Source organism: Aliisedimentitalea scapharcae (assembly GCF_045277565.1).
Classification (GTDB): domain Bacteria; phylum Pseudomonadota; class Alphaproteobacteria; order Rhodobacterales; family Rhodobacteraceae; genus Aliisedimentitalea; species Aliisedimentitalea scapharcae.
The window spans coordinates 92775-113635 of record NZ_CP123584.1; the positions used below are offsets into that span (position 1 = coordinate 92775).

Annotated in this window: 21 protein-coding genes and 1 tRNA gene; 16 read left to right on the forward strand and 6 right to left on the reverse strand. The window is 56.6% G+C overall.

Annotation, left to right across the window (positions count from 1 at the left end; all coding sequences use genetic code 11):
* The 6 genes from QEZ52_RS00500 (at position 1) to QEZ52_RS00525 (ending at position 3901) form a co-directional block, all read left to right on the forward strand.
* Positions 1-1251: a DNA cytosine methyltransferase gene (locus QEZ52_RS00500; protein ID WP_406646946.1), complete on the forward strand. Its 1251-nt coding sequence runs from the start codon at positions 1-3 to the stop codon at positions 1249-1251.
* A gap of 272 nt (positions 1252-1523) precedes the next feature.
* The gene (locus QEZ52_RS00505; protein ID WP_406646948.1) at positions 1524-1922 is read left to right on the forward strand and encodes a hypothetical protein; all 399 of its coding nucleotides are present in this window, start codon (positions 1524-1526) and stop codon (positions 1920-1922) included.
* Positions 1919-2353 carry an ASCH domain-containing protein gene (locus tag QEZ52_RS00510; RefSeq protein WP_406646950.1) on the forward strand — a complete coding sequence of 145 codons (435 nt, stop codon included), beginning with the start codon at positions 1919-1921 and terminating at the stop codon, positions 2351-2353. Before QEZ52_RS00505 ends, QEZ52_RS00510 begins: the two co-directional genes overlap by 4 nt.
* Entirely contained in the window at positions 2350-2715 is a 366-nt protein-coding gene (locus QEZ52_RS00515) for a DUF4326 domain-containing protein (protein ID WP_406646952.1), read from the forward strand. Before QEZ52_RS00510 ends, QEZ52_RS00515 begins: the two co-directional genes overlap by 4 nt.
* Positions 2712-3005: a helix-turn-helix domain-containing protein gene (locus QEZ52_RS00520; protein WP_406646954.1), complete on the forward strand. Its 294-nt coding sequence runs from the start codon at positions 2712-2714 to the stop codon at positions 3003-3005. The genes QEZ52_RS00515 and QEZ52_RS00520 overlap by 4 nt, the downstream gene beginning before the upstream one ends.
* A complete protein-coding gene (locus QEZ52_RS00525; RefSeq protein WP_406646956.1) occupies positions 2918-3901 on the forward strand; it encodes a tyrosine-type recombinase/integrase in 984 nt (327 codons plus the stop codon). The genes QEZ52_RS00520 and QEZ52_RS00525 overlap by 88 nt, the downstream gene beginning before the upstream one ends.
* Positions 3902-3922: 21 nt before the next feature.
* Here the strand turns inward: QEZ52_RS00525 and QEZ52_RS00530 are convergent.
* A tRNA-Arg gene (locus QEZ52_RS00530) sits at positions 3923-3999 on the reverse strand.
* Between the two features lie 115 nt (positions 4000-4114).
* Here QEZ52_RS00530 and QEZ52_RS00535 point away from each other — a divergent pair.
* From QEZ52_RS00535 to QEZ52_RS00555, 5 genes are all read left to right on the forward strand, one after another.
* Positions 4115-5140, forward strand: coding sequence for a LacI family DNA-binding transcriptional regulator (locus QEZ52_RS00535; protein WP_406646958.1), 1026 nt, complete (start codon positions 4115-4117; stop codon positions 5138-5140).
* Positions 5137-6345, forward strand: coding sequence for a winged helix-turn-helix domain-containing protein (locus QEZ52_RS00540; RefSeq protein WP_406646960.1), 1209 nt, complete (start codon positions 5137-5139; stop codon positions 6343-6345). The genes QEZ52_RS00535 and QEZ52_RS00540 overlap by 4 nt, the downstream gene beginning before the upstream one ends.
* 287 nt (positions 6346-6632) lie before the next feature.
* A complete protein-coding gene (locus QEZ52_RS00545) occupies positions 6633-7787 on the forward strand; it encodes a phosphoserine transaminase (RefSeq protein WP_406646962.1) in 1155 nt (384 codons plus the stop codon).
* A 64-nt stretch (positions 7788-7851) separates the two neighbouring features.
* Positions 7852-9447 (forward strand): phosphoglycerate dehydrogenase, encoded by a 1596-nt coding sequence (serA, locus tag QEZ52_RS00550; RefSeq protein WP_406646964.1) that lies wholly within the window; start codon positions 7852-7854, stop codon positions 9445-9447.
* 179 nt (positions 9448-9626) lie between these two features.
* Positions 9627-9836: a hypothetical protein gene (locus tag QEZ52_RS00555; RefSeq protein WP_406646966.1), complete on the forward strand. Its 210-nt coding sequence runs from the start codon at positions 9627-9629 to the stop codon at positions 9834-9836.
* Between the two features lie 30 nt (positions 9837-9866).
* Here the strand turns inward: QEZ52_RS00555 and QEZ52_RS00560 are convergent, their stop codons facing one another.
* Entirely contained in the window at positions 9867-10715 is an 849-nt protein-coding gene (locus QEZ52_RS00560) for an LOG family protein (protein ID WP_406646967.1), read from the reverse strand.
* Between the two features lie 76 nt (positions 10716-10791).
* Here QEZ52_RS00560 and QEZ52_RS00565 point away from each other — a divergent pair, with 76 nt between their 5' ends.
* The 3 genes from QEZ52_RS00565 to dapD all read left to right on the forward strand — a co-directional run bounded on the left by QEZ52_RS00565 (position 10792) and on the right by dapD (position 13300).
* Positions 10792-11712, forward strand: a complete 921-nt coding sequence (locus QEZ52_RS00565; protein ID WP_406646969.1) for a threonine/serine dehydratase — start codon at positions 10792-10794, stop codon at positions 11710-11712.
* Positions 11713-11763: 51 nt separating this feature from the next.
* Positions 11764-12363: a GntR family transcriptional regulator gene (locus QEZ52_RS00570; RefSeq protein ID WP_406646971.1), complete on the forward strand. Its 600-nt coding sequence runs from the start codon at positions 11764-11766 to the stop codon at positions 12361-12363.
* 109 nt (positions 12364-12472) lie between these two features.
* The gene (gene dapD / locus QEZ52_RS00575; RefSeq protein WP_406646973.1) at positions 12473-13300 is read left to right on the forward strand and encodes a 2,3,4,5-tetrahydropyridine-2,6-dicarboxylate N-succinyltransferase; all 828 of its coding nucleotides are present in this window, start codon (positions 12473-12475) and stop codon (positions 13298-13300) included.
* Positions 13301-13406: 106 nt separating this feature from the next.
* Here the strand turns inward: dapD and QEZ52_RS00580 are convergent, their stop codons facing one another.
* On the reverse strand, positions 13407-14972 hold the full coding sequence (locus tag QEZ52_RS00580) for a choice-of-anchor L domain-containing protein (protein WP_406646975.1): 1566 nt from the start codon (positions 14970-14972) through the stop codon (positions 13407-13409).
* Positions 14973-15195: 223 nt separating this feature from the next.
* Here QEZ52_RS00580 and QEZ52_RS00585 point away from each other — a divergent pair, with 223 nt between their 5' ends.
* Entirely contained in the window at positions 15196-15543 is a 348-nt protein-coding gene (locus QEZ52_RS00585; RefSeq protein ID WP_406646977.1) for a hypothetical protein, read from the forward strand.
* A 10-nt stretch (positions 15544-15553) separates the two neighbouring features.
* Here QEZ52_RS00585 and QEZ52_RS00590 read toward each other — a convergent pair whose 3' ends face one another.
* The 3 genes from QEZ52_RS00590 to QEZ52_RS00600 are packed head-to-tail and all read right to left on the reverse strand — an operon-like array spanning position 15554 to position 19350.
* The gene (locus QEZ52_RS00590; RefSeq protein WP_406646979.1) at positions 15554-16621 is read right to left on the reverse strand and encodes a transporter substrate-binding domain-containing protein; all 1068 of its coding nucleotides are present in this window, start codon (positions 16619-16621) and stop codon (positions 15554-15556) included.
* 57 nt (positions 16622-16678) lie between these two features.
* On the reverse strand, positions 16679-17776 hold the full coding sequence (locus tag QEZ52_RS00595; RefSeq protein ID WP_406646981.1) for a Hint domain-containing protein: 1098 nt from the start codon (positions 17774-17776) through the stop codon (positions 16679-16681).
* Positions 17776-19350, reverse strand: coding sequence for a Hint domain-containing protein (locus QEZ52_RS00600; RefSeq protein ID WP_406646983.1), 1575 nt, complete (start codon positions 19348-19350; stop codon positions 17776-17778). The genes QEZ52_RS00595 and QEZ52_RS00600 overlap by 1 nt, the downstream gene beginning before the upstream one ends.
* Before the next feature lie 363 nt (positions 19351-19713).
* Here QEZ52_RS00600 and dapE point away from each other — a divergent pair, with 363 nt between their 5' ends.
* Positions 19714-20859, forward strand: coding sequence for a succinyl-diaminopimelate desuccinylase (gene dapE, locus QEZ52_RS00605; RefSeq protein ID WP_406646985.1), 1146 nt, complete (start codon positions 19714-19716; stop codon positions 20857-20859).
* Positions 20860-20861 lie beyond the last annotated feature (2 nt).

Below are 20861 nucleotides of genomic sequence, written 5' to 3' on the forward strand. Positions count from 1 at the left end.
ATGGCAGCACGTCCCAAAAACGGACTCTCCTTGTGTGCAGGAGGCGGTGGATTGGATATGGGCCTCATGCTCGCAGAACCGGGCTTCCACACCCGTTGTTTTGTCGAATGGGAGGAACACCCAAGAAAGACGCTCATCGCCGCCCAGAGGGCCGGATACCTCGCCCCCGCGCCGATCTGGGACGACGTCACCACCTTTGACGCCAGACCATTCGCTGGGGCCTTCGACACCCTCCTTGCAGGATACCCCTGCCAACCTTTCAGCGCCGCGGGACAGCGCAAAGGGGAAGACGACGAACGGCACCTGTGGCCCGACATTGAACGAATTATCGGGGAACTCGGGCCAGACCTTGAATGGTGTTTCTTCGAAAACGTCCGGGGGCACGTCTCCCTTGGCCTTGAAACCGTGCTGCGAAGCCTTCGAAAATTGGGCTTCGCGGTTGGCGCTGGCATATTCTCAGCGCAAGAAGTTGGCGCGCCGCATGAACGGCAACGAATTTTCATCGTGGCCCACCGCGAAGGCCGTGACAGGGGGGGCGAACAGCAATCGGAAAGCGCGCGGCGCGGGCGGGCCGGATTTGCAGGAGGCGGTGCAGAACTGGGGAACTACGAGAGCATCCGACGCGGAAAAGGGCGGCCCGAACCAGAGTTTTGGAGCGGGGGGGACGCCTCTACCGGCGCAGGCGGCCAATTGGCCCACACCGATGGCGGGAACGCCAGCGCAGAACGGCAACAACGCAGCGGGAAACAACGATTTCAGCGGGCGGGCGGAAGAATTGGCTATGGCGATCCCCCTGCCACCGAACTGGCCCACACCGGCGGCGCACGAACCCCGCCTTGGAGTGCAAAACCGAAGCGAAAACAGCAAGGGTTCGCAGTTGAGTCTCTCGACTATAGCAGACCGATTTTCCCACCCGGACCCGGTGCAACAGCCGACTGGCAAACCGTCTTGGAAGGACCGAACAGTGATCTTGCGCCTGCTGTGGGTGTCGATGAAATCTTGGCACGGGCACTCCGTAGCGAAACGCTTGTTCAAGAACCGTCGAAAGAGACGCTTGAACCCGTTGTTCGTAGAATGGCTAATGGGCTGGCCGCCCGGTCACGCGCTTTGCGATTGCTCGGAAACGGAGTTTGTCCATTGGTTGCGGCGTATGCGTGGCGCACTCTCAGCTCTGCCCACGGCCTCCGGGTCTTGGATCTGGGAGCCACCTACGCACACCCCGACCACACCAGTTCAAGGGAGCCTGTTTGATACCCTTTGAACCCCACGCAATCGAAGAACTGAGGAACGCAGCATGACCCGCCACACTTGCTGCATTCCGTTTTGCAATCGGACCACCAAGGCGACACCCGATCTGCGCGAGTGGATCTGTCAGCCTCATTGGTCGACCACATCCCGCAAATGGCGTCGGATATACAACGCCCGCAAGCGTCGGTGCGAACGCGGGGATACATCACAAATCCCGGCTCTCGCCCGGATTTGGGAGGCCTCAAAAAACAAGCAATGGAAGGAGCTATGTTCCAATGACCGTATCCAAAAACGAATACCGGGCCGCGCGCAAAGCATCAGTCGAAGCTTGGCAAGCTCTGTCAGCTACGCCGGAACACAAGGCCTATGAAGCCGCGAAGGCACGTTCGGATAAAATGGAAGAGGAACTGGGCGAGATCGAAACCTGCGACGGATGCAATGCCCCAGTTTTTGAAGGTGATCCCCGCACACATGACCACGAAAACTCAGCGACTTATTGTGTTGATTGCTCTCCGACGTGGGCAGATTTTCAACAGGAACCGGACAGCTTCTACGAGAACAACCCCGAAGGCGAACTGAGATACTACACCTTGGAAACAGCCAAGCCACTAATCGACGCACATCTGGCTTCCGGTGGCACCCTTTCGGACACGATGGCAAAGGTTCCGCAATGACCCGCGACATCCCAATAACCGAACTACCCGAACGCGCTCTGTCGATCCGCCAACCCTGGGCTTGGGCCATCTTGAACGCTGGAAAGGACGTCGAGAACCGCCCGCGCCGGTCCCACTACCGCGGGCCAATCTGCCTGCATGCGAGCCGATACAGTAGTATGAAAGGCTTCAATGAGTTTGTCGATTTCGCGCGAGGAATGGAGCCCGAGGATTGGCCTGATGGGGTTTGGGTTCCTGACCCGGATGACTTCCAGCGCGGAGGCATCATTGGCACGGCTGAAATCGTGGATTGCATCGAGATCAGCAACAGCCCTTGGTTCTTAGGCCCCTATGGGCTTGTTCTCCGTAACGTAACACCCGTTCCCTTCATACCCGTCAAAGGTGCTTTAGGGCTTTTCCGGTGGCGCGAGAACTTGGAGCAAGTGTCATGACTGACCCAAAGCGCATTCAGAGAAAGCGAACCAAAGATTGGCGAATGCCTAAGGGGGCTGTGAGCGTATGCCGCCCCGGAAAATGGGGAAACCCATTCGCCATCGGGAAGTATGTTTGCGACACAAAAGGGCAGATCGCCATTGAAACTCCGGCGCAAGCGGTTGCAGCCTTCGAAGACATGCTGGCGATTGATCCCAGAAATTTCCCAGCATTGTCCGAGATCATTGAACACCTTCGCGGCAAGGATCTGGCCTGCTGGTGCCCTCTCGATCAGCCCTGCCATGCGGATGTGCTGTTGAAAATCGCCAACCCTGAGGGAGCAGCCATGACCCATCAGGTACAAGGGGAGAAGCAAGGATGACAGAACCAGCCCGCCCATTCACACCCGACCAGCTTGCCGATCGCTGGGGTTGCTCCGGTGAAACTATTCGCGCCATGATTAGACGCGGGGAATTGTCAGCGTTCCGAGTCGGGGGAAAGTTGCTCAGGATCGCACAGGCAACAGTGGAGGAATACGAATGCGGGACTACAGAATCGGTCGCCTCAAAGGACGATTTGTCGTCATGTGGAACGAAGATGACGGGCGACGCCGCCGTTACCGTCTTGAGGCACACACGGCAAAAGAAGCCGAGCGAGAAGCCCGCGACCTGATCCTAAGGACTACTGCGCCTGACGTCGGTATGACAGTCGCGCAGATCTGGGACGCCTATCAGATCGAAATGGGACAACGCAGACAGGCGCGGAAGCTTGATCAAACCGGCAAAAATGTCCTTCCCGTGTTCGGGCACCTGGCGGCCTCACAAATCACAAAAGACGATTGCCGGTCATATGTTGAGACACGTCGCGCCGATGGTCGGAAGGATTCCACGATCAGAACAGAGCTTGGCTGTCTTCGATCGTCTTTGCTTTGGGCCCACGCTGCAGAACTGATCCGCAAGGCACCTGCTATCGAAATGCCCCCAGCGCCACCCCCGCGTGAACGGTATCTGACCCGCTCAGAAGTAAATGCGCTGATGGCATCGGCCATCGATCCACATATTCGCTTGGCCATTCTGTTGATGCTGACAACCGCCGGTCGATCGGGTGCGATCCTTGAATTGACTTGGGACCGGGTAGACTTGGACCGCCGGATCATCAAGCTTTCCAAAAATGACATCGGGCCCCGAAAAGGTCGCGCGACGGTCCCAATTAACGATTCCCTGATGGCCGCCTTGCAGGACGCCCGCAACGCCGCTCTGAGCAACTATGTTGTTGAATGGGGTGGGGGCCAGGTGAAGTCGATCAAGACCGGGTTCAACGCCGCTGTTAAGCGCGCAGAGATCGAACATTGCACACCGCACGATCTGCGAAGAACCGCCGGCCGATTTATGGCCGAAGCCGGTGTCCCTATCGAAGAAATTGCCCAATACCTGGGGCACACGAACCCGAACGTGACCCGCTCAACATACAGCCAATTTTCGCCGGATTACCTGCGGCACGCAGCAGGTTCGCTCGAACTCGATGGCCCGCGCTTGGTTCAACGAACCAGAGGGAAAACCCTAAAGTAACTGAGAAACCCCTTATTTTTATGGTGACCCCGGCAGGATTCGAACCTGCAACCTGCCCCTTAGGAGGGGGCTGCTCTATCCAGTTGAGCCACGGGGCCGATGACCGCTATTTAGACCAGCTTTGCCTGCATGTCACCGGAATTTCTGTAGCATTGTATTGCCCGATGTGGTTGCGTTAACGTGGTAGCGTAATCAACAAGAAGGCAGAGCTTCGTGACACTGGATACCAAACGGCCCCTGACCCTGCGTGATGTTTCCGAAGCGACAGGTGTTTCTGAGATGACGGTCAGCCGCGTATTGCGCAATCGAGGTGATGTATCCGACAAAACCCGGCAAAAGGTGCTCGTTGCGGCCAAGGAATTGGGGTACGTGCCCAACAAGATCGCAGGCGCGTTGGCATCCAGCCGGGTCAATCTTGTTGCCGTGATCATCCCGTCACTGTCGAACATGGTGTTCCCCGAAGTTCTGACCGGGATCAACAGAATCCTCGAAAACACCGAACTTCAACCAGTCGTGGGCGTTACAGACTATATCCCTGAAAAGGAAGAAAAGGTTCTGTACGAGATGTTGTCCTGGCGGCCCTCGGGTGTGATCATCGCCGGGTTGGAGCATTCCGAAGCGGCCAGGGCCATGCTGAACGCAGCAGGCATCCCGGTGGTGGAAATCATGGATACCGATGGCAAACCGGTCGACGCAATGGTTGGGATCTCGCACCGTCGTGCCGGGCGCGAGATGGCCAAGGCGATCCTGAAAGCAGGTTATCGCCACATCGGCTTTATGGGCACCAAAATGCCACTGGATCACCGCGCGCGCAAACGGTTCGAAGGATTTACCGAAGCGCTGGCCAAGGAGGGTGTCGAGATTGAAGATCGCGCCTTCTATTCAGGTGGTTCGGCGTTGGCCAAAGGTCGGGAAATGACCCAGGAAATGCTGGAACGGTCGCCAGATCTGGATTTCCTGTATTACTCCAACGACATGATTGGTGCTGGTGGACTGCTCCACTTGCTGGATCAGGGCATTGATGTGCCGGGGCAGATCGGGCTGGCTGGATTTAACGGTGTTGAACTTCTCCAAGGCCTGCCACGTCAGTTGGCCACAATGGATGCCTGTCGTCAGGAAATCGGTCGCAAGGCAGCTGAGATCATAGCAGCCCAGCTGGATGACCCCGAAGCAGACATCGAAACCCGGATCACCCTGACACCCACCATCTCATATGGCGACACGCTGAAACGGCGATGACGGCGACGCTCGACAATCGCAGCGCGCGGCGGCTGTTTCTGGATCGGCACGCGCTGTTGGAACAGCCAACCGGGACAGCCCGGGGGCCGGCTCTTTTGGGCCTGATTGAACGGTTGGGGTTTGTGCAGCTGGACAGCATCAATACGGTTGCGCGGGCCCATGATCTGATCCTGTTTTCGCGCCGCTCGACTTATCGGCACGAGAACCTCAAGCGGCTCTACGAACGGGACAAGAGCCTGTTTGAACATTGGACACATGACGCCGCGGTCATCCCCATGCGGTTTTTCCCCCATTGGCACCTGCGCTTTCAGCGTGACGCGACCCTCCTGCGCGACCGGTATCGCAACTGGAGGCGTGACGGGTTCGAAGACCGGTTTGAAGCGGTTCTGACGCACATCCGTGATCACGGGCCAGTCAGTTCGTCAGATGTTGGTACAGACGAGAAAAAGGGGTCCGGTGGGTGGTGGGATTGGCACCCTTCAAAGACCGCACTTGAATACCTGTGGCGATCCGGCGCGCTGACCGTGATCGGACGGCAGGGGTTCAAGAAAATCTATGACTTGACCGACCGGGTGATCGAAGAATCCCTCTGCCCTGGTGCCCTGCCCTGCGATGCGGAACAAACGGTGGATTGGCTTTGCAACGCAGCCATCGATCGGTTGGGCTGCGCAACTCCGCGCGAAATCGCGGCCTTTTGGGACACCGTTTCAACACAGGAGGCCCGAAATTGGTGCATGGTTCAGCAGGCGTCCGGCGCGCTGCAACCGATCGAATTGACTTGCTGCGATGGCACACTACACAAGGTTCTGGCACGTCCCGAAACCCTGATGCAGGTCAAGGAACTGGGCCCTGCTCCTGGGCGCATGCGGGTTCTCAGCCCATTTGACCCGGCCCTGCGGGACCGCAAGCGAGCCGAACGGCTTTTTGGATTCCATTACAGGATCGAGGTGTTCGTTCCCGCCCCCAAACGCACATACGGTTATTATGTTTTCCCGCTGCTCGAAGGCGAACGTCTGGTTGGCCGTATCGATATGAAAGCATTTCGGGACCAGGGATGCCTGCGGGTCACCGGCCTGTGGCCGGAGGCGGGCGTGAAATGGGGAAATGCCCGCCAATCGCGATTGGAATCCGAATTGGACCGTGTCCGTCGGTTTTGCGCGCTCGAATCCGTTGAGTTTGCTGATGGATGGCTGAAAGGGAGCTGAAATTTTGATAATCTGGTCGCTGCTCAGTATATTAAATTTTAAATTATTATATATTTTCAGGGTGTTAAATATAATTTCCAATGGCGGTCCCTCTTACACTTTCTGTGCAGGGCACGCTGATGCACTCAGAGACATCTGTTTCCGATAATGGAAAATCACGTCGCATTTGAATGTCAAACCGCCGAATTCTGACATTTTTGCAGTTGCAGCATCAGGCTGACCCGACTACGTCTGTGCGTGGGACACCTCTCCCCAACGAGAGGCAGATATCTGTAAGGATAGCATTTATGGCTACTCAGCAACCGGCAACGCGGCCGGCCAATCCGCGTTTTTCTTCTGGCCCCTGCGCCAAGCCCCCCACATTTGATGTCACCAAACTCGCCGACGCCGCTCTTGGCCGCTCGCACCGTGCCGCCGTTGGCAAGGACAAGCTGAAGGCCGCGATTGAAGGCACGCGTGAAGTTCTGGGCATCCCGGCCGACTATCGTATCGGCATCGTTCCCGCCTCGGACACCGGAGCCGTGGAAATGGCGCTGTGGTCGCTTTTGGGTCAACGCAAGGTCGAAATGCTGGCCTGGGAATCCTTTGGGTCCGGTTGGGTCACTGATGTTGTCAAGCAACTGAAACTGGATGCCGAAGTTAAAACCGCCGACTACGGTCAGATCGTTGACCTAGCGTCGGTCGATTTCAACAATGATGTCGTATTTACCTGGAACGGTACCACCGCCGGCGTTCGTGTTCCCAATGGCGACTGGATCGCAGATGACCGCATCGGATTGACCATCTGCGACGCGACCTCGGCCGCCTTTGCAATGGATCTGCCCTGGGACAAGCTGGATGTGACCACCTTCTCCTGGCAGAAGGTTTTGGGCGGCGAGGCTGCGCACGGCATGCTGATCCTGTCACCCCGCGCCGTAGAGCGCCTGGAAAGCTATACCCCTGCCTGGCCGCTGCCCAAGATATTCCGCCTGACCAAGGGCGGGAAACTGATCGAAGGCATTTTTACCGGGGCAACCATCAACACCCCGTCAATGCTCGCTGTCGAAGACTATCTGTTCGCGCTCGATTGGGCGCGTTCGGTTGGCGGCCTTCAGGGGCTGATCGCCCGCGCCAATGCAAACGCTCAGGCGGTCTTTGATTTCTGTTTTGAAAACAACTGGATCGCCAATCTGGCCGAAGATGAGGCGACCCGATCCAACACCTCGGTGTGTGTCAAATTCACCGACGCCCGCATTCAGGACGGCGCGGCCTTTGCCAAGGCGGTTGCCAAAAGGCTGGAAGCGGAAAACATCGCGCTCGATATTGGAGCCTATCGCGATGCACCTGCCGGTCTGCGGATCTGGTGTGGCGGTACAGTCGAAACCACTGACATCCAGGCCATGCTGCCCTGGTTGGCTTGGGCGTATGAGGCTGAAATCAACGCCCAGACGGTCGCCGCATAATCCAACAGCGTAGGGTGCGTGTTCACACGCACCCCTCCCCCGATCTTCCAAAAGGACCAAAACAATGGCTCCCAAAGTACTCGTCTCTGACAAACTGTCCGAAACCGCCGTCCAGATTTTTCGTGATCGCGGCATCGACGTCGATTTTCAGCCCGATCTGGGCAAAGACAAAGACAAGCTGGCCGAAGTAATCGGCCAATATGACGGGCTGGCCATTCGCTCGGCCACCAAAGTCACCGAAAAGATCCTCGCTGCAGCAGACAATCTCAAAGTCATCGCACGCGCAGGTATCGGGACGGACAACATTGACAAAGATGCTGCCTCGAAAAAAGGGGTAATCGTCATGAACACACCCTTCGGGAACATGATCACCACCGCCGAACACGCGATTGCCATGATGTTCGCCGTTGCCCGGCAGATCCCCGAAGCCTCTGCTTCGACCCATGCCGGCAAATGGGAAAAGTCCAAATTCATGGGGACCGAGCTGACCAACAAAACTCTTGGCGTCATTGGCGCGGGCAATATTGGCGGTATCGTTTGTGATCGGGCGCGGGGCCTGAAGATGAAGGTCATCGCCTATGACCCCTTCCTGGGCGAAGAAAAGGCCGACCAGATGGGTGTCGAAAAGGTAGAGTTGGATGATCTTCTGGCTCGTGCCGACTTTATCACACTGCATGTGCCGTTCACCGACGCCACCGCCAATATCCTGAGCCGCGAAAACCTGGCCAAGACAAAAAAGGGCGTGCGCATCATCAACTGTGCCCGCGGCGGTCTGGTCGACGAAGAGGCGCTGGCCGAAATGCTGCAATCTGGCCATGTGGCCGGGGCTGCCTTTGACGTTTTCGCCGTTGAACCGGCCAAGGAAAACGCCCTGTTCAATTTACCGAACGTTGTCTGCACCCCGCATCTGGGGGCCGCCACGACCGAGGCACAGGAAAACGTCGCGCTTCAGGTGGCTGAACAGATGTCGAGCTATCTGCTGACCGGTGCCGTCGAAAACGCGCTGAACATGCCATCTGTGACTGCCGAAGAAGCCAAGGTCATGGGGCCCTGGTTGAAATTGGCCAGCCACTTGGGCAGCTTTGTTGGTCAGATGGCGGATGAGCCGATCCAGGCGATCAACATTCTTTATGACGGTGTCGCATCCGAGCTGAATTTGAATGCACTGAACTGTGGCTTGGTTGCAGGCATCATGAAGAAAGCAAACCCGGATGTGAACATGGTCAGCGCACCAGTTGTGGCCCGAGAACGCGGTATCCAGATCAGCACCACCAATCAGGATAAATCTGGCACCTTTGATGGGTACATCAAGGTGACCGTCGTGACCGACAAACGCGAACGATCGGTTGCCGGCACCGTGTTCAGTGACGGCAAACCGCGCTTTATCCAGATCAAAGGCATCAATATCGACGCCGAAATCGGTGCGCATATGCTGTACACAACAAACGAAGATGTTCCCGGTATCATTGGAGCATTGGGGCGGACCATGGGCGAATTTGGCGTCAATATCGCGAACTTCACCCTTGGGCGTTCCGAAGCCGGCGGCGAAGCGATCGCCCTGTTGTATGTGGACGAACCGACTCCTGCCGAAGCCCGCGCCAAGCTGGCCGAAACCGGGTTGTTCACCCAGATCAAACCATTGCAGTTTGACGTCGCCTGACCTGGCAACATTACCCGGCCAAACCGGGCCGGAACCAAACATCAAACGCGCTGCGACCCTGTCGTGGCGCGTTTAACGTTTCTCAGGGTGCCTTGAACTTGCCCCAATTCCGGTAAATTGCTGCCCAGATCAACAGTCAGTTTCCAAATTGTAAACAAACAACTTGCAGGAGAAAGAAAATGGCACTGGCAGAAACAGCAGGACATATGATCGACGCAGGCATCCTGGAGCTACTGCGTCACGAACGCACCCAGGCACTGAGCAACCGGGAATGGAAATTTCGTCTGGGCGCGCATGGGCTGGCGGTCAAGGACGTTCAGGGCAAACAGATCGTAACACGCCTGCCCCAAGGTATTGAACTGGGCGTTATCCCGGCAGATGTTGCATGATGCGATCCAAATGGATCGCGTCGTTTGACGCTATTTTTCACGACCAGGTAAACTATCACGGGGCGGTGCAGGTTCCCAATTCTCAATGAGCGCCATCGCCTCCTGAGCCGTATCAACAAAGCGGAACAGGTCCAGATCCTGATCGGAAATTGTCCCCGCATCCGCCAGGGCATCCCAGTTGATCACCTTTTCCCAGAATTCCCGACCAAACAGCAGGAATGGCACCCGCTCCATCCGGCCTGTTTGAATCAGCGTCAGGGATTCAAACAATTCATCCATCGTCCCGAATCCACCCGGAAATACGCAAATCGCCCGCGCCCGCATCAGGAAGTGCATCTTGCGGATTGCAAAATAGTGGAAGTTAAAGCTGAGTTCCGGCGTGACATATTCGTTCGGCGCCTGTTCGTGTGGCAATACGATGCTCAGACCGATGGAACAGCCCCCCGCATCCGCGGCTCCGCGGTTCCCCGCCTCCATCACACCAGGGCCACCACCGGTGACGATCACATTCTCCCGACATCCACTGAGCTTGGATTTTTCGGTCATCAGCCGGGAAAATTCGCGGGCTTCGTCGTAGAAGGACGACAGGTCGGCCAAAGTCCGGGTGCGCGCCTTGTCCTTGTTGACCGGATCTGGAATACGCGCCCCCCCGAACAATACAATGGTCGAAGTGATTTCGTGTTCTTCCAACAACAGCTGCGGTTTCAGCAACTCCAATTGCAACCGAACCGGACGCAGTTCATCCCGACACAGAAAATCCTCGTCAGCAAAAGCCAACCGATAGGCCGGTGATTGGGTTTGGGGCGTCAGCGGAACATGTTCGGCGGTATCCCTATCGGAATGTGCGTCCCGAAATCGGCTGCGGCGATCGTCTTTCATGAACATGTTCCCTATTTGCCTGTTTCCTTTCAGCCTATAAGGTCGCCATCCGGAACACTAGGCACAGGCGCGTGAAATGGCTTTTAAATCAGATATTCAATCCGCGGCGAAACGTGTGTTGGGGCACGTTCAGGTGACACCGGTGCTGATCACACAGGGGTTTGATTTGCCCTATCCCATCGAATTGAAGCTGGAGCACATGCAACATACTGGCAGCTTCAAGGCCCGTGGGGCGTTCAACACGCTGCTCAGCCGTCCGGTTCCAGATGCCGGGCTGGTTGCCGCATCGGGAGGAAATCATGGTGCGGCTGTTGCATATGCCGCGCGAACATTAGGGCACAAAGCACGGATATTTGTTCCTGAAATGGCTGGGCCATCCAAAATCGCCCTGATCCAGCAAACCGGCGCTGACCTGGAGGTCGTTCCGGGAGCCTATGCCAATGCGCTGGAATTGGCACAGCGATTTGAACAGGACACGGGGGCCATGCAAGTGCACGCTTATGACGCCGCCGCAACTGTTGCCGGCCAGGGGACTTGCTTTGCCGAATGGGAGGGGCAGGGATTGAAAGCCGACACCATTCTGATTGCCGTTGGCGGTGGCGGATTGATCGCAGGGGCTCTGAGCTGGTTTGAGGACAGCCGCAAAATTGTTGCTGTCGAGCCCAACACCTCCTGCGCGCTACAGGCCGCGTTGAAGGCCGGGGCACCTGTAGATGTTGATGTGTCGGGCATTGCCGCCAATGCCCTGGGCGCAAAACGGATCGGACAGATCGGTTTTAATCTTGCTCAAAAGTCAAACCTGACATCGGTGACGGTGTCGGACGACCACATCGCCCGTGCGCAGCGTGCGCTGTGGCTGGAACACCGGATCCTGGTCGAACCCGCCGGCGCTACTGCGCTGGCCGCATTGATGAGCGGCGTCTATCAACCAGAAGACGGCGAGCGGGTTGCTGTATTGGTGTGCGGCGGCAACATCGCTCCTGACCCCTTTGGGTGATGAGACTGGGGTACGGTTGCGGAACCCCAGCTTTGAAACTATCGATAATCCATGACCGCAACCATCGTCGACACAATCTATCAGGCGCTGAGCCAAAGGATCATCCAGGGCGATCTGCCTGCTGGTGAAAAGCTGCGTCAGGATCACATCGCCCGCGAGTTTTCCGCCAGCCATGTGCCCGTGCGCGAAGCATTGCTGAGGTTGGAAGCGCATGGGTTGGCCAAATCCCAACCCCGACGTGGCATGCGGGTAACAGCGTTGAACCCGACCGAAGTGCGCGAAATCATTGAGATGCGTGTGGCTCTGGAAATTTTGGCGCTGCAAAATGCCGCTTTCAACATGACATCCCAGGATCTAAGGGATGCCGAAGCCGCCCGCGTCGCCTGCGACGAGGCAACAGACATGGTCACCTGGGAAAACTGCAACCGGCGGTTTCATCGGGTAATCCTCGCGCCATGCGCTATGCCCCGTCTATTGGCAACGATTGATGACCTACACATCGCCAGCGCCCGCCATCTATTCGCTCATTGGCAGCATCAATGGACCCAACGTATTGACACGGATCACGCCGCGATCCTGCAGGCACTATTGCGTCAAGACGCCCCCGCCGCCTGCGAAATCCTGCGTCGCCACCTGCGTCGGGTCCGCTGAACCCGTAAAAGGCCGCCCCCGAGGGTGTTTTCGCCGCAAACAGGGAATGACGCCTGCGCCCTTTGCCGTTATGTAGTCCCGAATCCAACCGCATCCGGAGCACCGCACAATGTCCAACGCCCAGCTGGAAACCGCAATCGAGGCCGCGTGGGAATCACGCGACACCATTACCCCTGCCACCACCGGCGAACAGCGCGAAGCCATCGAAGACACGTTGAACGCGCTGGACAGCGGATCGCTGCGCGTGGCGGAAAAGCTGGACAATGGCGACTGGCATGTAAACCAATGGGCAAAAAAGGCTGTTCTGCTCGGCTTTCGCATCAAGGACATGGAAATCCAGGATGGCGGCCCGCAGGGTGGCGGCTGGTGGGACAAGGTCGACAGCAAATTTGTCGGCTGGGGCGAAAACCAGTGGAAGGCTGCCGGCTTTCGTGCTGTGCCCAACTGTATTGTCCGCAAATCTGCCTATGTTGCGCCAGGCGTGGTTCTGATGCCGTCATTCGTGAACCTGGGTGCCTATGTGGACGAAGGTACGATGGTTGACACCTGGGCCACCGTCGGCTCCTGCGCACAGATCGGCAAAAACGTGCACTTGTCAGGCGGCGTCGGCATCGGCGGCGTTCTTGAGCCCATGCAGGCCGGCCCGACCATCATCGAAGACAATTGCTTTATCGGTGCACGCTCTGAAGTGGTCGAAGGTTGCATTGTCCGCGAAGGTTCCGTTCTCGGTATGGGCGTGTACATCGGTAAATCCACCAAGATCGTGGACCGCGAAACCGGTGAGGTCACCTATGGTGAAATCCCGCCCTACTCTGTGGTCGTTTCCGGCTCGATGCCGTCCAAGAACGGCATCAGCCTGTATTGCGCCGTGATCGTCAAACGTGTGGACGAGAAAACCCGTTCCAAGACCGGTATTAACGAACTCCTGCGCGACTGATCAGGTTCGGCTACTGCAAGTATTCTGGCCGCAGCTTTGCTACGCTGCGGCCTTTTTCGTTCCACGCCTGTGGTCAGGATATGCGCCAACTTCTGGACACCGACCCTCATATCGCGGCGAGCAAAACACGACTTTCATGCGCCCTGAGCGTCACCCGTGCCGTGGGACCATAGGAAGCTGTATCCAGATCGGGCATCAATTCCAGGATTTCATCTCTCGTTGCTGCATCAAAGGATTCGATGGTCTCGATTCCCGGATGATAGCTTTCGCTATCCAACCCATTGCCCCGGACAATTTCATGCTGATCAAACAGCAAATGGAGGTAGGTTATCGGCGTTCCATCGTCCCGCTGCCGTATCGACCTGCCATTGACCAGATACAGTGCCTTTACCAGAACTTCGGGTTGATCGAACATCAGCTCCGCTGTTTGTGATGTCAGCAAAATCCGATGGTTTGGCGATACTTCCAACCGACCGTGATGCCCCAAGGCATTTTTTTCGATTCGGACCGGCGCATGCCGCCCTTCGGCTCGGCGTTCGCTGCGACCAATCCAACGCAAAGGTTGCGCCCCATGGTCGCGTGTCAAAACCATTTCTCCCGGCTTCAAGTCTTCCACCGGGATTGAGCCCAAAGTAGTCTCGATCAATGTTCCGGCAACAAAGCAAGCCGTCGTTATCAGTTCGACAAAGGCGGTATCCGTATTTCCGTCTTCATCAGCGACGGTGTAACTGAATACATTACTCCCTTCTTCCCCGTCCGAAGTGACTTCAAAGCTCCCGTCCATTGCCAGGGTAATCTGCTCTCCGGTCGCCAATGTCACCGAATCCCCTGCTGACACAGGCTGACCGTTGATATGGGTGATCGTCAGTTCCCCGCCAACAGATGAACTGTCATTGGCCAGAACATCAACATTGCCAGATGCGAGCCCCTGAACGCTGATTATGTCATCTTCAGCAACTAACGCCGTTTGGATCGAATCCCCGGCGATCAATAGATTGCTATCGTAGTATTGGTCGCCACCATCCGCGATGGCGATCTTGATCGTATTAGTCTCGCCAGGATTGACCGGTGCCTTGAGCGTCAGTTTGACGGTGAATCCATCCATCTCCGTATTTGCCACTTCGGCGTCTGCCGGGTTGTCGACATACAGGTTGGCGTTACTCTCGTCGTTGATATTGTTGATGGTAATATCGCCGTCGCCAACACTCAGAGTCGCCGGTTCGCCATTGACCCAGACACCAACCGCGTCATTGAACCCTGAGTTCACGTATTCCAGGTATTCCTCCGAAGCAAACGTGATCTGCATGGTCAAAGTTGATCCCTCCGGGATGAACTCGGCCTCAAAAACAGCGGCGTCATAGGTTCTGGCCCCTGCCATGTCATCCAGATCATCGTCACCGCTTGTTCTGTTTACGGTTGATGTATGTGCCCGAACATTCGCATCGCCGCTGCTGTTTGTGATATCCGTTGCTCTACCTGTCGACAGAATGACCCCAGTATCTGATGGGGTCAGTTCGGGTGCCACGTCGTCCCCTTCTGAATAGATCCCCGACGCCCGTGCAGCCCCGGTATAATCAGCACTGACGATTTCGATACCCGAGCCAAACATGGCCTCGGCCATGTCGGTCGCAGTCGCGGAAGTATCAATTGGCAGTTCAGAAGCAGTCGGCATTGCAGTCCCCAGAAATCATCATCGCCATTCAGCAATACGGCCCAGGGTCTTGGGATTTCCTTTCCACCGTGCGTCAAAACACACAGCATTCATGTCAAATCGGCTCAATCTCGGCTTTGGCGTCGAATCTGGTCGGAATTCGACCGTCAGAGCAGGCAGCAGGGTTGAGCTTGGGCCACAGTTAACGGTATGCGAAAGCCGGATCGTCACGAGAGGCCCGGCAATGGAAAAGAAACCCAAACGCGTGCAGCAGGTTTACACCTTGCTCGTTCAAATTGGCCGCAAGGATGGTGATGGCCTCCCAAAGGGAGCCACAGGTGCCGCGCTGATGATCTTTGCTTCTGGCGTTGACGAGGCCGAAGCCGTACGCGAGACCGTCGCAATCCTGAAACAGGCAGATACCGCTCCGCTGGATGTTACCGGATATGGTACATTGGAAGAGCGAGAAGCCGAAGGTCACGAGATCGAAGCCGATGAACGCGCGCTGATGCAACGTGCGCTCGACGAGAATTCAGTAATCGTCGCACAGATGACGCCATTTTTTGACGAGCCCGGCAAAACTGTTCATTGATGGCAGGCCGTCAGTTCCGCCATCCGAACCACTTGCGATAGATGGTTTCATACGTCCCATCTTCGCGCAGGGACAACAGTGCCTGATTAAAGGGTTCGACCAAATCCGAGCCGGTCGAGAAGGCGATCCCATAGTTTTCGGACAGAAAGATCGGCCCCACCAGCCTGCCATGCTCAAATCCATGATGGCTGGTATAATAGGACAGGATCGGAGCATCGAACACCACGGCCTGCAAGTTGCCCGCTTCGAATTCGGTCAGCATTGGTTCCAGCCCACCAAATCCCTGATAGTCGATTTCACGCCGTTCCAAAAAGCCCGCCGCCGTCGATCCACTGATCGTACCGACGCGCTGACCATATAAGTCATTTACCGAATTCACCGACCCTGTGATGGCTTCGACAGTCATGGCGGCGGTGATTTTCGCAACAAAGACCGACACGACAAATAGCGATGACACCACAAGCAGCACACCAAAGATCCTGCCAAAAAAGGTGCGCGGCATCCGCTCTTCGAACCCTCCGTTGACCACCAGGTTGAGCGCCCACCAAAAAGACGGAAACCAGGCTTCCTTCAAAGGACGTTCAAAATAGGGCTGCGACCGACGTTCCAGCAGCCACATCAACATGCCACCCACAAACAAGACCAAAAAGGCAACACCCAGGGCGACCATGATATCCGCGGAAAACAAAGTGTGAATCAGCAGCGGCCGCCCGGAATCAGTCACCGGCACCATGATTTGCAGACCCGACGCAAAGATCGGCTGGCTAAAATCCATCTGCGCTTCGCGCGCCGCCGTGATCGAAATATTTGCAATCGCCAGATCAGCAGCCCCGGAGCGCACAGCATCCAGCATCTCCGGGAACTGATCGACCCGATCTATTGTCACTTCCAACCCCTGTGCGTGGGCCAAAGCCCCGAGCAGATCCATCGAAAACCCGGTTTGCGCGCCCTGATCCGTCATCGAAAAGGGAGCACGTGTGACAGTCGCTACATTCAGCGTCTGGGCTGCGGCCTGTTGGGCCGCAACAACGACCAAGGCCGCCAGAACATAGAATATCCGGTTCAGCATTGAAAACATGAGGTCCGCCATTTTCACCCGATTACGCAGAATTTGCAGGTCAGGCAAGCATCGCGGTCAGGCCACACGCCGCTCGGCCAGAATGGTGGCGTCAAAAGCACGCAATACCGGGTGCACCGGCTTGGCGTGTTCCGGCAGGCTGTTGCGGTCCAGATCGGCCAATAGGCTTCGGGACAACACATCCCGGTTACGACGCAGCCGTCCAATGAAAAGACTGTCGGCCATGGTCCCCGCAACTTTCATGGCTTCGTGGCCGGGCAGGACCAGCTGTTGATATGTGATCAGCTGCCCAACGGGCGGAATATAGGCCCGCGGAGTTCCCGTCAGATGACGCGTCGACAGCAGAACCGCCTGACATCCGAATAAATATTCCACCTCGGAACCGGTCAGAAGCAGCCGTTGGGCTGGGGACACATCAATATCACGCCACAGCCCAAAGAAAGGGGCCCGCAACCTGACAGGCCGGAATGATCCCCGCGCAGGGACAACGCGCGAGATTTTGTGCAAGATCGGAACCGCGCAATCGTTTTGCGTCAAAACCACATCGCCCCGGCGCAGTTTGGAAATCGGCCGATAGCCGTCTGGCGTTGCGATTGGCGTGTCCATCGCCAGCGATGGCATTGGACCGATGGGTTCGATACCCGCTGACAGCGCCAGGTATCGCACTTCGCGCGACACATACCGTTCTGGCCCAGGCATTAACAAAGCTCGTGCATCCATGACTCGCAAGGGGCGTGGCGACGAGACCGGCACCGAAATCACGCAATCATCCTGTGGTCGCTCGACCGTCAACCGTGCCCAGCGCCGTGGTGCATCCCAGGCATAGGTAATCCGCAGAGTTTCCGTACGTCCCCCTTCGGAATGATTGATTGTCTGATGCAATGGAAGTCCACCCTGGTTCAATACCAGACTCAACCCGCCGCCGGGAATCGCGTGCAACGCCAAATGCAATGGCCATTCGCCCTGTTGATCATAGATGAACAGGGGTTCCATCCTGGCCGTCGCCGGAACATTCGTTTCGACGACCAGAGATCCTCGTACCATCAAGGCATCAGGACCGGATTGGACCAGTTTTGCCGCGCCTTTGGGTTGCCCCAGTCCCTGAGGGGCAAACCAATGCCCGTCATGATCGGACAAGGCGATCCAGTTGGCCATTATGCAGCCTGTTCTCGGTTGAACAACAACTGGGTTTCATAGCTGCGCAATGTAGGCCTGGCTGCAGGTCCATAGCCTTCACCTGTGTGCGGGTCCAGTTCTGGAAACAGGGTACAGATTTCGTCGATAATCGGTTGCTCGAACAGGCTGGAGCTTTGTGGACCGGGCAGAAAGCTTTCGGTTTGCAGCCCTTCGGAATAGACTACCTGATGGCGATCAAACATGATGTGGACATAGGTGACTTCACCGCCTTGATGACGCACCACGGACTGATCGTTGATCATGTCCTTGGCCGCCACCAGAACTTCGTCCTCACCAAACAGAAGTTCGGCGACCGCATCGCGCACCAAAATTCGATGTTGGGGTGAAACCAACAGGTCGCGATGTTCACCAAAGGTCCCCGCCCGAATGTGGATAGGGGCATAATCCCCAGTCGCCTGCACCACCCGCGACCCGATCCAGCGCAAGGGCTGAGCCCCGTCATCCCGGGTCCAGACTGGATCTCCCGGTTGCAATTCCTCCACTGGCACCTCGCCATACGGAGTTGCGATCAACGTTCCGGCAACGAAACACGGGATGGAATTGACCTGTACAATACCTGTGTCGGTGTTCGCCCCATTCGACACGGTGTACGTAAAGTTGAATTCCTCGGTGTCCCCGTCACCTATGACCTTGAGCGTACCATCTGAGTTCAACTGAACACTTTGGCCAGTATTGAGCTGAACGATATCGCCAACATTGACCGCGATGCCATTGATGTGGGTAATGGTCAGCGTGCCGCCGCTGGCACTGACGTCATTGGCTGTCACGTCCAGATCAACAGATCCCGTTGGAAACAAATCCGTGGAATCGCCCAATGCCACCAGGTCGGTTTGAACTGAATTTGCTGCAATCAGCAGGTTGGAATCATAGCTGCTGTCTGTCACATCCGCGATGCCGATACGGATTGTGTTCACAACGCCCGGGATGACATTCATGGTCAGCGTCATGGTCACGGTCAGACCATCCATCTCGGTGTTGTAGGCGTCGCCGGTATTGTCCAGAAACAGGTTTTCATTGGTGCTGCTGTTCACATTTCCCGGATCAGTATCACCATCGCCAATCCCCAGTTCCACCTGCGTTCCATTAACCCAGACACCCACAAAATCCTGATACAGAGAATCCGTATATTCCGGGTATTCTTCCGAAGAAAACACAAACTGCATGGTCATCAACGACCCGGTCGGGATAAAGCTGACATCCAGATAGGAGGCGTCATAGGTATTCGTACCCGCCGCAGCATTGAAGTCCGGATTGTTGTTTTGACCAGAGGTGTTGGTCGATGTACTGGCTGACCGGTTCGGGTCTCCGCCCGAACGGGTGAAATGCGAGGCGCGACCAGTTGACAGGATTACACCGGTGTCTCCCGGTGTCGCACCAGGTGCCAGCGCATCCCCGTTAGAATAGATCGCCGAAGATTGGCTCCATCCAGAATAGGACGCGCTGACAACTGTCGCACCATCTCCAAAGATCGCCTCGGCCATTGCTGTGGCGTTGGCATTTGTCTGATAGCCAAGTTCGGCACCCGTCGCCATTTTCTGCCCCTTTTTTCATTCCAAGGCAGACATTCCGCGAACAGGCAAATCCCGGTCACGAAATAGGTTCTCCAGCCATAGTATGGCGGAGAGAAAAATTGGCGGCCTCTTGTGTGCCGTCCTGCTCGAATTGCCCTGCCTCGGGTCATTTTGTTTGCCTCAGATGTATCACGACTTTTTCAGCTTGCTAAGGCGTTTCATAATGCTGCCGCCAAGTTGCTGCTTTTGAGGCACATTTGACACAAGCCCCCAGCGTACCCATCAAGGTGAGCTCAGAAGGGTTTGGTTGGCGGATATGTGGTTTGCACCGGGTATCAAACCGCGTTAGGCCAGTTTCAACGACCCCTTTCCGGAGCCTGCGCCATGTCTCATACAGATCCCGCCCAGCTGACAGCCGATTTGATCCGCTGCCCTTCAGTAACACCTGAGGAGGGAGGCGCTCTGGTACTCCTGGAAAAGCTGTTGAGTAATGCCGGTTTCGACTGCACTCGCGTGGATCGAGGGGGCATCAGCAACCTGTTTGCCCGTTGGGGAACACAAGGTCACGCCCAGACGTTTGGGTTCAACGGTCATACGGATGTCGTGCCGGTCGGGGATGTGGCGGCCTGGACTGTTGATCCCTTTGGTGCCGAAGAAATCGACGGGTTCATGTATGGCCGTGGTGCAACCGACATGAAATCTGGCGTGGCCGCCTTTGCCGCTGCGGCTGTTGATTTCGTGCGGGACACACCTCCGAACGGGGCGATCATTCTGACGATCACCGGCGACGAAGAGGGCGATGCATACGACGGCACCACCGCTTTGCTGGACTATATGAACAATTCGGGCGAGGCGATGTCGGTCTGTCTGGTGGGCGAACCGACCTGTCCTGATCACATGGGCGAGATGATGAAAATCGGGCGGCGCGGGTCGATGACGACCTGGTTTACGTTCTCCGGGGTTCAGGGCCACGCCGCATACCCGCATAGGGCCAACAATCCGTTGCCTGCCATGGCACGCCTGATGGATCGGTTGGCATCGCACGAACTGGATCAGGGCAGTGACCACTTTGATGCCTCGACCCTGGCAGTGGTGACAATGGACACTGGCAACCCTGCAACCAATGTGATCCCGGCGCACTGTCATGCCACAGTAAACATTCGGTTCAATGATCTGCACAACGGTGCCGCGCTGAGCGATTGGCTAAAGGCCGAAGCTGACAAGGTCGCAGACACATTTGGTGTCGGCATCGAACTAAAGACCAAGATTTCGGGCGAAAGCTTCCTGACACCTCCGGGCACGCTGTCCAATCTGGTTGCCGCCTCTGTCAAAGCGGAAACGGGGGTAACACCAGTTCTGTCCACCACCGGAGGTACGTCAGATGCGCGCTTTGTCAAAAATCACTGCCCGGTTGTCGAATTTGGCCTGGTGGGTCGCACCATGCACCAGGTGGATGAACGGGTTGAAATCGATCAGATCCACCAACTAAAGGCGATCTACACGCGTGTCCTGCGGGACTATTTTGCCTGATC